Source organism: Amycolatopsis sp. WAC 04182, assembly GCF_003947465.1.
GTDB lineage: Bacteria > Actinomycetota > Actinomycetes > Mycobacteriales > Pseudonocardiaceae > Amycolatopsis.
On record NZ_QHJJ01000011.1, the window covers coordinates 149,263 to 161,870 of the forward strand.

10 protein-coding genes are annotated in these 12,608 nt (G+C 67.9%); 4 read left to right on the forward strand and 6 right to left on the reverse strand.

The annotated features are described in order from the left end of the window. The first annotated feature begins 26 nt into the window (after positions 1 to 26). Both DMH01_RS41565 and DMH01_RS41570 read left to right on the forward strand, forming a co-directional pair. A complete protein-coding gene (locus tag DMH01_RS41565) occupies positions 27 to 1,655 on the forward strand; it encodes a GMC family oxidoreductase (protein ID WP_125684864.1) in 1,629 nt (542 codons plus the stop codon). A 13-nt stretch (positions 1,656 to 1,668) separates the two neighbouring features. Beyond that, on the forward strand, positions 1,669 to 3,243 hold the full coding sequence (locus DMH01_RS41570) for a succinic semialdehyde dehydrogenase (RefSeq protein WP_125684866.1): 1,575 nt from the start codon (positions 1,669 to 1,671) through the stop codon (positions 3,241 to 3,243). On the opposite strand, the gene DMH01_RS41575 is transcribed toward DMH01_RS41570, so the two are convergent. Then, a complete protein-coding gene (locus tag DMH01_RS41575; RefSeq protein ID WP_125684868.1) occupies positions 3,240 to 4,520 on the reverse strand; it encodes an MFS transporter in 1,281 nt (426 codons plus the stop codon). The two genes, DMH01_RS41570 and DMH01_RS41575, sit on opposite strands and share 4 nt — an antisense overlap. Next, positions 4,517 to 6,178: an amidohydrolase gene (locus DMH01_RS41580; protein WP_125684870.1), complete on the reverse strand. Its 1,662-nt coding sequence runs from the start codon at positions 6,176 to 6,178 to the stop codon at positions 4,517 to 4,519. The genes DMH01_RS41575 and DMH01_RS41580 overlap by 4 nt, the downstream gene beginning before the upstream one ends. 210 nt (positions 6,179 to 6,388) lie before the next feature. Here DMH01_RS41580 and DMH01_RS41585 point away from each other — a divergent pair, with 210 nt between their 5' ends. Continuing rightward, positions 6,389 to 7,294, forward strand: a complete 906-nt coding sequence (locus DMH01_RS41585; RefSeq protein ID WP_125684872.1) for an Lrp/AsnC family transcriptional regulator — start codon at positions 6,389 to 6,391, stop codon at positions 7,292 to 7,294. On the opposite strand, the gene DMH01_RS41590 is transcribed toward DMH01_RS41585, so the two are convergent. The 3 genes from DMH01_RS41590 to DMH01_RS41600 are packed head-to-tail and all read right to left on the reverse strand — an operon-like array spanning position 7,291 to position 10,794. After that, positions 7,291 to 8,820 carry an AMP-binding protein gene (locus DMH01_RS41590; RefSeq protein WP_125684874.1) on the reverse strand — a complete coding sequence of 510 codons (1,530 nt, stop codon included), beginning with the start codon at positions 8,818 to 8,820 and terminating at the stop codon, positions 7,291 to 7,293. The two genes, DMH01_RS41585 and DMH01_RS41590, sit on opposite strands and share 4 nt — an antisense overlap. 17 nt (positions 8,821 to 8,837) lie before the next feature. Beyond that, on the reverse strand, positions 8,838 to 9,965 hold the full coding sequence (locus DMH01_RS41595; protein ID WP_125684876.1) for a DUF5938 domain-containing protein: 1,128 nt from the start codon (positions 9,963 to 9,965) through the stop codon (positions 8,838 to 8,840). A 25-nt stretch (positions 9,966 to 9,990) separates the two neighbouring features. Further along, complete coding sequence (locus tag DMH01_RS41600) at positions 9,991 to 10,794, reverse strand: SDR family NAD(P)-dependent oxidoreductase (protein WP_125684878.1); 804 nt, start codon at positions 10,792 to 10,794, stop codon at positions 9,991 to 9,993. 164 nt (positions 10,795 to 10,958) lie between these two features. Between DMH01_RS41600 and DMH01_RS41605 the strand changes: the two genes are divergently transcribed. Continuing rightward, complete coding sequence (locus tag DMH01_RS41605) at positions 10,959 to 11,567, forward strand: TetR/AcrR family transcriptional regulator (RefSeq protein WP_125684879.1); 609 nt, start codon at positions 10,959 to 10,961, stop codon at positions 11,565 to 11,567. 47 nt (positions 11,568 to 11,614) lie between these two features. On the opposite strand, the gene DMH01_RS41610 is transcribed toward DMH01_RS41605, so the two are convergent. Beyond that, entirely contained in the window at positions 11,615 to 12,220 is a 606-nt protein-coding gene (locus tag DMH01_RS41610) for a hypothetical protein (protein ID WP_125684881.1), read from the reverse strand. Positions 12,221 to 12,608: the final 388 nt, after the last annotated feature.

A 12,608-nucleotide genomic window follows, 5' to 3' on the forward strand; every position in this document is an offset into this window, starting at 1 on the left:
CACGGTGGGCGGACCGAGGAGCGGACATGGCGAACAGGGCTGCGCGCGGCGACGAGGCCGACTACGTGGTCGTCGGATCGGGCAGCTCGGGTGCCGCGATCGCGGGCAGGCTGGCGGAGTCCGGGGCCAGCGTGATCGTGCTCGAGGCGGGCAAGAGCGACGAGAAGATGCTCGTCAAGAAGCCGGGGCTGGTCGGCCCGATGCACGCGGTGCCCCAGCTGAAGAAGCCCTTCGACTGGGGCTACTACTCGGTGCCGCAGAAACATGTTCTCGATCGGCGGATGCCGGTGCCGCGCGGCAAGGTGGTCGGCGGCTCCAGCTCCATCAACGGCATGGTCTACGTCCGCGGCAACCGCGCCAACTTCGACTCCTGGGCCGCCGAGGGCAACAAGGGCTGGGACGCCGACAGCGTCAACGCCGCGTACAAGCGGATGGAGGACTTCGAGGACGGTGAGACCGAGTTCCGCGGCGCGGGCGGGCCGATCCGGGTCACCCGCAACAAGACCCCGCAGGAGGGCACGCTCCAGTTCCTCCAGGCGACCGCGGAGGCGATCGGCTGCGAGATCCTCGACGACTACAACGCCGAGTCCCAAGAGGGCGTCAGCCGGATGCAGCAGAACGCCGCCGACGGCCTGCGGTACAGCGCCTCACGCGGCTACATCCACCATCTCGCACCCGCCACACTGCAGGTCCAGTCCGGCGTGCTGGCGAAGAAGGTGCTCATCGAGAACGGCCGTGCGGTCGGCGTCGAGGTCGTCGACGCGAACGGGGGACAGCGAACGCTGCGCGCGGGCAAGGAGGTCATCCTCGCGGCGGGTTTCGTCGGATCCGCGCACCTGCTGATGTTGTCCGGGATCGGCCACGCCGAGCACCTCAAGGAGCACGGCATCGACGTCGTCGCGGACCTGCCGGTCGGCGACAACCTGCACGACCACATGTTCCACGCGCTGACCTTCCGCGCGTCGTCGAGCAAGAACCGGGGCACCCCACCGTACTTCGCGCGCGGCCTCGTCAGCGAGCTGCTGCGCCCCGGCACGACGTTCCTGGCGAACTCGGTCTTCGAGGCGGTCGCCTTCCTCAAGACCTCCCAGGCCGCCGAGGTGCCCGATCTCCAGCTGCACCTCCTGCCGTGGGCGTACGTGACGCCGAACCAGGACGCGCCGATCCGGCACGACGTCGACAAACGGCCCGCGCTCACCGTGCTGACCACGCTGATCTACCCGAAGAGCCGCGGCACATTGCGCCTCGCCTCGGCCGATCCCACGGCGGCGCCGCTCATCGACCCCCAGTACCTGTCCGACCCGTCCGATCTCGAAGTGCTCGGCGAAGGCTCGGAGATGGTTCGCGAGATCTTCGCGTCGAAGGCGTTCAACGGCTCGATCAAGGAAGAACTCCACCCGGGCAAGTCGCTGCGGGGCCAGGAGTTGCGCGACGCGATCCTGAACCGCGCGACGTCGGTCTACCACGGTGTCGGCACCTGCCGGATGGGCGTCGACGAACTCGCGGTCGTGAGCCCTGATCTCAAGGTCCGCGGTGTCGACGGCCTCCGGGTCTGCGACGCGTCGATCATGCCGTCGATCACCGGCGGCAACACCAACGCGCCCGCCATCATGATCGGCGAGATGGGCGCGCAGCTCCTCCTGTCGGACAACTGACGGAAAGAGGGCCATGACCGTCACACCGCTCGCGCTCACCCGTCCGGCGTCGGTGACCGACGCGTTCCTCCAGCGGCTCGCCGCCCGCGTGCCGGGCTCGTCCGGCGCGACCTGGAAGCTCACCGAGGTCTACACCGGCGACGTGCTCGTCGAGCTGCCCCAATCGACTCCCGCCGACATCGAGCAGGCGTTCACCACCGCGCGCGCCGCGCAGGAGAAGTGGGCCGCCACTCCGCTCAAACAGCGGCTGGAGGTGTTCAAACGGGCGCACACGCTGTTCGTCGACAACGCGCCGATCGTCACCGACCTCATCCAGGTCGAGAGCGGCAAGAACCGGCGGATGGCGATCGAGGAGACCTGCGATCCGGCAATGGTGATGAGCCATTACCTGACGCGGGCCGCCAAACTGCTGGCGCCGACCAAACGTGGCGGACCGGTCCCGTTCTTGACGACGTCGACCGAGATCCGCCAGCCCAAGGGCGTGGTCGGCATCATCGCGCCGTGGAACTTCCCGTTCGCCACCGGTATTTCCGACGCCGTCCCGGCGTTGATGGCCGGGAACGCCGTGGTGCTGAAGCCCGACAACAAGACCGCGCTTTCCCCGCTGTACGGCGTCGAGCTGCTGGAGAAGGCCGGGCTGCCGAAGGGCCTGTTCCAGGTGGTGTGCGGTGAGGGACCGGACGTCGGTCCGACCCTGATCGACCAGGCGAACTACGTGATGTTCACCGGCTCGACGGCGACCGGCCGGGTGATCGGCGAACGGGCGGGCCGCAACCTCATCGGCTGCTGTCTCGAACTCGGCGGCAAGAATCCGATGATCGTCCTCGAAGACGCCGACTTCGCCGAGACCGTGCAGGGCGCGATCTTCGGCGCTTTCGGCAACACCGGGCAGATCTGCATGCACATCGAGCGGATCTACCTGCCGGAATCCCGCTACGACGAATTCAAGAACGCGTACGTGGCCAAGACCAAGGCGCTCGACGTCCGCGCCGCCTACGACTTCGGGCCGGACATGGGCTCACTCGTCTCCGTCGACCACATGAACCGGGTCAAGTCCCACGTCGATGACGCCGTCGCCAAGGGCGCGACCGTCCTTTGTGGAGGGAAGCCCCGGCCCGACCTCGGCCCGGCGTTCTTCGAGCCGACGATCCTCGAAGGCGTCACGAAGGACATGCTCTGCGGCGTCACCGAAACCTTCGGACCCGTTGTCGCACTGCACAAGTACCGCACGATCGACGAGGCCGTCGCCCTCGCCAACGACACCGAGTACGGCCTCAACGCCTCGGTCTGGGGCACCGACGTCGGCGCCGCGCGCGCCGTGGCCGCGCGGATCGAGTCCGGCAACGTCAACATCAACGACATCCTCGCCACCGCGTACGCCTCGAAGGGCACGCCGTCCGGCGGGGTCAAGAACTCCGGCGTCGGCGCCCGCCACGGGGACCAGGGCCTGCTCAAGTACACCGACGTGAAGAACGTGGCGGTGCTCAAGAAGCAGGTCATGGGTCCCCGCGGCGGCCAGACCTACGAGAAGTACGTCGAGGGGATGCTGTCCGGGCTGAAACTCATGCGGCGTCTGCGCATCCGCTAAACGTCGTCTGTGTGCTGAGGTGCCGCCAGCACACAGGCGATGCTCAGCACGCACATGCCGATCAGCAGGCCGATCGCCGGCCAGATACTGCCGGTCGCCTGGAACAGCAGCGTCGACACCAACGGCGACAGGCCGCCGAAGAGCGCGCCTGCCAGCTGGTAGGACAGCGAGATGCTGGTGTACCGGGCCCGCGGGCGGAACATCTGCGACAGGATCGCCGCGATCGGGCTGTAGGTCGCCGTCATCGCGAGGCGCATCGCCACGAACGCCGCGATGATCAGCGCCGCGTTCTTGGTCGAGAGCACCAGGAACTGCGGAGCCGCGAGCACGGCGACGCCGATCAGACCGATCACGACCACCCGCACCCGGCCGAAGCGATCGCCGAGCCAGGCCGCGCCGAAGCTGACGACCAGTTCGACGAACGCGGCGATGGTGAGCGCGTTGAGCACGAGCGATTCGGAGACACCGACGGCCGGATCGGTCGCGTACGCCGTCGCGAAGGTGGTGACGAGGTAGTAGCCGCCGACCGCGACGGGCAGCACGCAGATGCCCAGCAGGATCGGCTTCCAGTTCGTCCGGACGGCGTACAGGATCGGCACGCCGGTTTCCTCGGCGGCTTCTTCGAAGACCGGTGACTCTTCGACCTTCAGGCGCACGATGAGGCCGACCCCGATGAGCAGCACGGACGCGAAGAACGGGATCCGCCAGCCCCACGTGGTGAGCCATTCGGTGCCGCCGATGCTCAGGAGACTGAACAGACCGGTGGCCAGCAGCGCGCCCGCCGGGTTCCCCGCCTGCGCGAAGGCGCCGTAGAAGGTCTTCTTGTCCGGCGGCGCGTGTTCGACGGCCATCAGCACGGCGCCGCCCCACTCGCCGCCGACGGCGAGCCCCTGGACGAACCTGAGCACCACGAGCAGGATGGGCGCCCACGTGCCGATCTGCGCGTAGCCGGGCAGGCAGCCGACGAGGAAGGTCGCCGCGCCCATCATCGTCAGGGTCACGACGAGCGCGGTCTTGCGCCCGACCCGGTCGCCGACGTGCCCGAACACGATGCCGCCGAGCGGCCTGGCGAAGAAGCCGACGGCGTACGTCGCGAAGGCCGCCGCGACCCCGGTCAGCCGGTCGCCGGTTTCGGGGAAGAACACGGTGCCGAAGACGAGGCTCGCCGCGGTGGCGTAGATGTAGAAGTCGTACCACTCGATCGTGGTGCCGACGAAAGCCGCGAGCCCGGCCCGGCGGGCTCGGCGGAGCGACTGGGTGCCGGTCTGAACGGTCATCGGGCCACCTCGCCGTCGATCCAGGTTTCCACCACGCGGATACCGGCGATCCGGTCCGGCTCGCAGGTGAGGGGATTCTCGCCGAGCAGCACGAAATCGGCGCGTTTGCCGGGGGTGATCGAGCCGAGGTCGCGCTCCCGGCCGAGCACCCTGGCACCGGCGATCGTGTGCGCGGCGACCGCTGACCGCACGTCGATCAGCAGGTCGTCGCCGCCGAGCCGGTGACCTCGGCGGGTCGTCCTGGTCACCGCGGTCTGGATGGCTTCGAGCGGGTTCGGCTCCGCGACCGGGGCGTCCGAGCTCAGCGTGACCGGCACGCCCGCCGCCTGGAACTCGCCGAGGGGGTTGAACCGCTCGCCGGGGGTGCCGACGGCGTCGGTGACGCCTTCACCCCAGTTGTAGTAGTGCTGCGGCTGGTTGACCGGATGGACGCCGAGCGCGGCCATGCGCTGGATCTGCTCCGGGGACGGCAGCCCGCAATGCTCGATACGGTGACGGGCGTCCGGCCGGGGATTCCGCCGCTGCGCGTCCTCGATGGCGTCGAGCACCATGGCGATCGCGTCGGGGGACTGGGCGTGAGTCGCGGTCTGGAGCCCGGCTTCGTGGGCTTTGTCGATCAGCGCGGAGTAGTCCTTCGGGTCGTGATAGAGCTGCCCGGTGCGGCACGGGTCACCGACGTAGCCGTCCGGGAAGTACGCGGTCCAGCCGCCGAGCGTGCCGTCGGCGTAGAACTTGATCCCCGCGAACGCGAGCCGAGTGGTGCCGAAAGCGCCGTGCAGCCCCATTTCCAGGGCCTGGTCGAGCAGATGCGACAGCAGGTACATGTGGACGCGCGTCTTGAGCAGGCCGGCTTCGTCCAGCCGCAGGTACATGTCGAACTCGCGGCGCGTCACCTGGGCGTCGCCGATCGCGGTCACCCCCGCGGCGAGGAACTTCTCCTGCGCGGCGGCCAGTTGCCGCGCGTGCTCCTCCGGCTCGTCCTCCAGGTGGAAGTTCGGCCCGTGCCGCCCGACCTTCACCCCGGTGACGCCGGTGAGGATGTTGCACGCCGCGTCCGACAGCTCCCCGGTGAGTTCACCGTGCTCGTCACGGAAGAACACGCCGCCGTCGGGATCCGGGGTGTCGCGGGTGACGCCGTTGCGCCGCAACGTGAAGCTGTTCACCACGCCGCCGTGTCCGCTGGCGTTCATGAGGTAGACCTCGCGGTCTTCGGCGACCGCGTCGAGCTCCTCCTTGCGGGGGTGGCGTTTCTCGGCCAGGTTGCGGTGTTCGTAGCCGTACCCGCGGACGGGCCTGCCCGCCGGAGTGTTCTCGGCCGCCTCACGCAGCAGCGCGACGATCTCGGGAATGGTCGACGCGCGCTCGGGACCGCAGTCCACCCAGGTCATCATCTGTCCGTACATCAGGGGATGCGCGTGCGGATCGATGAAGCCGGGCAGGAGCGTGCCCGGCAGCCGTCGCACCTCCGGATCCGGATGGCCGAGGCCCGCGGCGCGGGCGCGGCACTCGTCCACCGAACCGACCGCGGCGATCTCCTCGCCGAACACGAGCACCGCTTCGGCGCCTTCGGTGGCGTCGTCGACGGTCACCAGCTCGTCGGGAAGCAGGATCGTCGCTCTCGCGTCGAGGACTGAACGATCGAGGGGCAACAGACGCATCGCGCGGACTCCAGGGGGTTCGTCGGTGAAGTGGGGCGAAGGTAAGCGACGAAAACCGGGAGCGCAATCAGATCGGTCGTGCACGGACGGTGTTCACGATCGATATGCGCGTGATCTTGAACAGAACGCGCAATCTCGGCTGTAGTTCGGGCTTTCAAGCCGGTGATATGGTGCTGGGCCCCGTCGGAAATTCAGCAGAGGAGAACCGCCGTGGACGACGCGTTGGTCGCGGCCTTGCGCGCGGACGGCCGGATGAGCGTGGCCGACCTGGCTCACCGTGTCGGGGCGTCACGGGCGGCCGTGTCGGCACGGCTGGAGCAGCTGAAGGCCGACGGTTCACTCAACGTGGTCGCGGCGGTCCATCCCGAGTTCCTCGGCCTGACCGCGTACGCGCATCTCGCGATCCGCACGTCGGGCCGTTCGCAGGCGACGACGGACGCCATCGCGGCACTGCCGGCCGCGGCGTTCGTCTCCGCGGTGAGCGGGGAGTACCAGACCGTCGCCGAGTTGCGGTTGCCCGATTCCCCGGAGCTGTACCGCACGGTGGCGGACATCCGCGGACTGCCGGAGGTGGAGCAGGTCAACACGCTCGTCTACGTGGACGTGGTGAAGGGCCTGTTCATGCCTGGCCGTCCGCTGCCGCCCTGGCTGCGGCTCGACGACCGCGACCTCGCGATCATGCTGCGGTTGCAGGCCGACGGCCGGGAAAGTTACGCGCGTATCGCCGAGCACGTCGGGCTTTCGCCGTCGGCCACGCGCACCCGCGTGCGCTTCCTCGTGGAGCACGACGTCATCCGGATCGCGCCGGTGCTCAGCCGCGCCCGCCCGGACGCCGGCCTGGTCTGCGGGATCGGCCTCAACGTGCGGGGCGCCGGCGACTCCGTGACGGCGGCGCTCGCGGCGCGCGACGACACCGAGTTCCTGGCCAGGACCATCGGCCGGTTCGACGTCGTCGCCACGATCGCGGCGCAGTCCGCCCGCGACCTCGACCGGGCGCTCGAAGAGATCAGCGGCAGACCCGACGTCGTGACCGCGGAGACGTGGGTCCACCTCCGCATCGCCAAGGAACGCTACGAGTGGCCGCTGCCGACCGCCGAAGAACTCGCGCGGCGTTAGTCGTCGTCCAGCAAGGTTTTCCGGATCTCGGTCTTGAGTACCTTGCCGATCTTGGACCGGGGGAGGTCCGGCCAGATCAGGATCTCCTTGGGGGTCTTGACGCTGCCCAGCCGCTCCTTGACGGCGGCGCGGAGTTCTTGCGCCGCCGCCGTTTTCCCGGTGTGGAGCTGGACCACGGCGGTGATCTGCTCGCCCCATTTCTCGTGCGGCAGACCGATCACGGCGCAGTCCTGCACCGCTTCATGGGCCATGAGCGCCTGCTCGACCTCGGCCGAATAGACGTTGAAGCCGCCGGTGATGATCATGTCCTTGGCGCGGTCGACGATGTAGAGGTAGTGGTCGTCGTCGAGGTAGCCGATGTCGCCCGTGTGATGCCAGCCGTGCGTGCTCGCTTCGGCTGTGGCGGCCGGATTCTTGTAGTAGCCGAGCATCACCAGCGAACCGCGGGCGACGATCTCGCCGCGTTCGCCGGGCGGCAGCAGTTCACCCGTCTCGGACATGATCGCGACCTGGGTGAGCGGGGTGGGCCTGCCCGCGGAGGTGAACCGTTCGAGGGCGAGCGAGCCATCGGGATGGACGTGGTCGGCGGGGGCGAGGGTGGAGATCATCATGGGCGCTTCGCTTTGGCCGAACAACTGCCCGAAGACAGGGCCGATCCGGGTGATCGCTTCGGCGAGTTTCGTCGCCGACATCGGCGCGGCGCCGTACCAAAGACATTGCAGCGACGAAAGATCGGCGCCGTCCAGCGCCGGATTGTCGAGCAGGAGGTAGATCAGGGTCGGCGGCAGGAAGGTGTGCGTGATGCGGCGGCTTTCGACCAGCGCGAGGAATTCGCCGAGGTCCGGCGACGGCATCACGACGATCTCGCCGCCGAGCGTCAGGACCGGGAAACAGAGCACGCCCGCCGCGTGCGTCAGCGGGGCGAGCGCCAGGTACCGCGGCCGCCCGGTGAACGGATAGCTCATCAGCGTGAGCGCGGACATCGTCTCGACGTTGGCGCCGCTGAGCATCACCGCCTTGGGACGGCCGGTGGTGCCGCCGGTGCCGACGAGCAGGACCATGTCGTCCGGCGGGGTCTCCTCCCAAGGCTCGCCGCTGTCGAGCCAGTCGGAAAACGGGACGGCGCCGGGCAACGAACCGTCGAGACAGACCACTGTGGACAGTTTCGGCAGGTCGGGGAGCATCCGGGAGACGAGCGGTGCGAAAGACTCCTGCACCAGCAGGCAGGTGCAGTCGAACAGGTCGAGCAGTTCCCTGTTCTCGGCGGCCTCGTTGCGCGGGTTGACCGGGCACCACACGGCGCCGGCCCGGCTGATGCCGAACACGCAGCCGAACGACAGGGGATCGTTCCCGGACAGGATCGCCACCTTGTCGCCGGGCTTGACACCGGACCGGGCCAGCGCCCGCCCCACCCGCCACGACAGTTCCCGCACTTCGCCGTAGCTGAGGGACGTGTCGCCCATGGTGAGGCAGGGCGCCGCCGGATCGAGTGAAGCGCCCTTGTCGAGGTAGTCGGTCAGTCGCACGCGCTCGTCCCTCCCGGTCAGTCGTGGACGGTCAGGACCGGCTTCGAAACCAGCCCGAAGCTTCGTAGCACGCCGAGCAGTTCGCGGTGGCCGAAAGCCTGGCAGCCGGAAGCGAAACCGACCCGTTTCGGCGGCTGCTGCAGCAGCGAGTAGGCGCCGTAAGCCTGCATCAGCCCGGTCTGCTTGTAGTTGCAGGTGCCGTGGATGACGCAGTGCGCGCGGCCCAGCGGTCCCGACGCGTGCACCGAATCGAGTGACGTGTTGAGCCGCTGGTTCTCCCGCGGCGGCATCTCGTCGCGCACCGCGGCGGCCTGCTCCGCCAGCACACGCATCTTTTCGTCCAGCGGCAGATCTTTCACCTGCTCCAGCACGGCCGCGACGATCTGCGGCACACCCTGCATGAGCGCGCGATCGAAGACGCCGCCAACGGCCTTGACATTCGCCACGCGGGCGTCGTTCTTGAACCAGACCGGATGCGACGTGCCGCCCCAGGGCAAAGCCAGGCCGGTCTCGTGATGGCCGGGCACGGTGACGTCCTGCAAACCGCCGTCCGCGGGCCACGGCCGGTACTCGTTCTGCTCGAGGTAGTACGCGGCGGACAGCGCGGCGTTGACGAGGATGGTCTTCGTCGAAGCGACCGTGGGATACCCCTTCCAGAACACCAGGATGTCCAAGGTGTCCAGTCCCGGGGTCTCCAGGCAGAGGTTCGCCGCGATCTCGCCGGTGGTGTACATCTGCGCGATGCCGGGGGAGAGCAGGAGGCCCTTCTCCGCCATCTGCTCGCCGTAGCGATCTTCGGCGGCGATCAGCCAATCCTGTTCGCCGGTCGTGTCGAGGTAGTGCGTTCCGGTGCGCAGGCAGGCTTCGACGACCTCGTGGCCGTACTCGCTGAACGGGCCGACGGTGTTGCAGACGACCTTGGCGTCGCGGAACAGTTCGGTGAGCGCTTCGACGTCGTGCGAGACCTCGACGACCTCGTGGTCGATGGTGTCGAGACCGGGGACTTGGTCGATCGCCTCCTGGATGCGGGCCTTGTCCCGGCCGGCGGCGATGAACGGGACGTTGTACTCGCGCAGGTATTCGCAGATCAGCCGTCCGGTGTAGCCGGAGGCGCCGTAGACCACGACGGGCTTGGGGCTGCTCATGGTGATTCCTTTCGGTGAATGCTGGTCACATGCCCATTCCGCCGTCGACCGGAAGCCCGGCCCCGGTGATGAAACGTGCCGCGTCGGAGGCGAGGAACACGACGGCGTCGGCCATGTCCGAGACCTCGCCGAGCCGTCCGGCCGGGGTCTGCGCGATGACGGCGCCGATGGCCTCTTCGACGCTGGGGAACAGGCCGACCTCGACGACGTCCTGCGCGAGCTGATTGCCCATCTGGGTGGGGACGAGGCCGGGGTAGACGCAGTTGACGCGGACGCCGTAGCCGAGTTTCCCGGCCTCCATCGCGGCGACCCTGGTCAGCCGGTCGACCGCCGATTTCGTTGCCGAATAGCCCGCGATCCCGGGGAAGGCGATGGTCGCGGCGACCGAGGCGATGTTCACGACGGCGCCGCCGGTGCCCGCGGGTCCGCCGGGCCGCATCGCGCGGAAGGCGTGCTTCACGCCGAGGGCGGTGCCGAGCACGTTGACGTCGAGCATCTTGCGCACGTCGGCGGGGTCCAGATCGGCGACGAGCCCGGTGATCTCGACGCCGGCGTTGTTCACCACGATGTCCAGCCCGCCGAGCTCGCCGATGACCGCGGCGACCGCCTGCTCCCAGCTCTGTTCGTCGGTGACGTCCAGCCGGACGAAGCCCGCGTTGGCGCCTTTCTGCTTGATCTGGTCGGCGGTGGCGCGCCCGAGATCCTCCTGGACGTCGCCGATGACCACCGAGGCGCCCGCCAAGGCCAGCGCTTCGGCCATACCGGCTCCCAGGCCCTGCGCTCCACCCGTGACCAGGGCTTTTCGGCCCGAAAGGTCGTACGAACCCATGGACTTCTCCTCCTTGAGACGGTCCGCGGTTGCGGCGTGGGTCACATCCTGAGCCAGTTTTGGACAGTCGTCAAGATTTTCTTGGACAGTCGTCAAGATTTCGGCGACGCTAGACTGTGGGACCCGCGGCAGGCGCGGGCTCCCGGACCTGACAGGAACTCGTGGTGACCGAGACGAGCGAGCGGATCGCACGCCGGAGCGTGGACAAGTTCGCCCAGCGACGGGCGGAACTGGCGGAGTCCGCGCTGCAGGCGCTGTCCGAGCTGGGGTACGCCAGGACGAGCCTGCGGGAGATCGCCCAGAAGTCGAACTTCTCGCACGGGGTGCTGCACTACTACTTCACCGACAAGGTGGAACTGCTGACCTACGCGGTCCGGAAGTTCGAAGAAGTGTGCGTGACCCGCTACGACGAAGCGGTTGCCATGGCGCAGTCGGCCGAGGAACTCCAACGGGGCTTCGGTGTCGCGATGGCGGACACGCTGCGGACGGACGCCGTGATGCACCGGCTGTGGTACGACCTGCGGAATCAGAGCCTGTTCGAGGCCGCGTTCCGCGCCGACGTGCTCGAGATCGACACGCAGCGGCAGGCGATGATCTGGCGGGTCGTGGAGCGCTATGCCGAACTCGCCGATGCTTCGCCGGTTGTGACGCGATCGGTCGCTTATGCCGCTTTCGACGGCTTGTTCCAGCAGGCGTTGTTGCATCATCTCGCCGGCGAGGAAACCAGGCTGGCCGAGGATGCCGGGTCGCTGCTGGGACAGCTGGTTTCGTAAGGGTGTTCGATGGGCCCCTTGGTGTGGAGCCCATCGAACGGCTTCTTCTAGTCGGTGGCGTCGATCGCCGCGCCGTCGTAGAGCAGGGCTCCGGCGCTGTCGTAGACCCGGACCTTGAGCTGGGTCATTTCCGTTCGCGAGTCCGCCAGGAGTCGCTCGAACTCCGCACGGCCTTCGTCGGAGTCGGGTGCGTGGCTTTCCAGCCTTCCCTTCGCGTTGCGGAGGCTGACCATGTCCACGGCAATTTCCGCCGCGAAGGTGCCGTCCACGATGGCGGCTTCGGCTACCGTGCCGTCGTTTCCGGCCAGTTCCAATCGGGCCGCTTCAGGGCTGATTCCGCCCAGTAGCCAGACGGGCCGGCCGTTGTAGGCGGGCATCCACTGCCAGACCGAATATGGGCGATCGGTGAAATCCTGGGCTTGGCCTTCGGACTGCAGGTTCAGCCACCTGCCCCTGCCGTTCTCGAGAACGCAGATGCCGGTGGATCCGTCGTCGTTGTAGGCGAGGAGTGCTCCGTGTTCGGCGGTGGCCCCGACCCTGGCGCCGGGATGCCATCCTCGTGGGGACGGTAGAACATCTGTCGAGCCGCGTGCCGTCTTCTCGGTGATGGTGGCGGCGAGTGCTGATTCGAGCTGTGCTGCCGGTGAAGTCACTGCGTGCTGTTCTCCTTCTTGTCCGGAGCCTGTCCGGTTCACTGTCGCTTCGGTCCTCGGCGAGCGCATCGGGGAGATTCCCTGAGTTCCGGTGATCGGTGTCGATGGGGTTGGCAGGGTTGAGAGTAAGCGCTTACTCGATGTCATGGCAAAACTCGGCCGCAAGGAGTGTCGTTGTCAAATCACCCTTCAGTGGTAAACGTGCCAATTCATGGTGACTTAAAATTACGAACATTTGTGCGAGGCTTTTGCGGTATTCTTGGTGGTTTCAACTGGTGAGTGCACCGCCTCTAGTCTAGCAACACTTTGCTGAACGCTTCGATCGGCTTAAGCCAGCCCAGCGTCTGCCGCGGCCGGTCGTTGAGTTCGTCTGCGATGGCATCGAGTT

What these genes read in the sequence shown, in the direction of transcription:
- DMH01_RS41600 (WP_125684878.1), bottom strand. Translation starts at nt 10,794, where the DNA reads ATGGGTTCGTACGACCTTTCGGGCCGAAAAGCCCTGGTCACGGGTGGA.
- DMH01_RS41575 (WP_125684868.1), bottom strand. Translation starts at nt 4,520, where the DNA reads ATGACCGTTCAGACCGGCACCCAGTCGCTCCGCCGAGCCCGCCGGGCC.
- DMH01_RS41565 (WP_125684864.1), top strand. Translation starts at nt 27, where the DNA reads ATGGCGAACAGGGCTGCGCGCGGCGACGAGGCCGACTACGTGGTCGTC.
- DMH01_RS41570 (WP_125684866.1), top strand. Translation starts at nt 1,669, where the DNA reads ATGACCGTCACACCGCTCGCGCTCACCCGTCCGGCGTCGGTGACCGAC.
- DMH01_RS41595 (WP_125684876.1), bottom strand. Translation starts at nt 9,965, where the DNA reads ATGAGCAGCCCCAAGCCCGTCGTGGTCTACGGCGCCTCCGGCTACACC.
- DMH01_RS41580 (WP_125684870.1), bottom strand. Translation starts at nt 6,178, where the DNA reads ATGCGTCTGTTGCCCCTCGATCGTTCAGTCCTCGACGCGAGAGCGACG.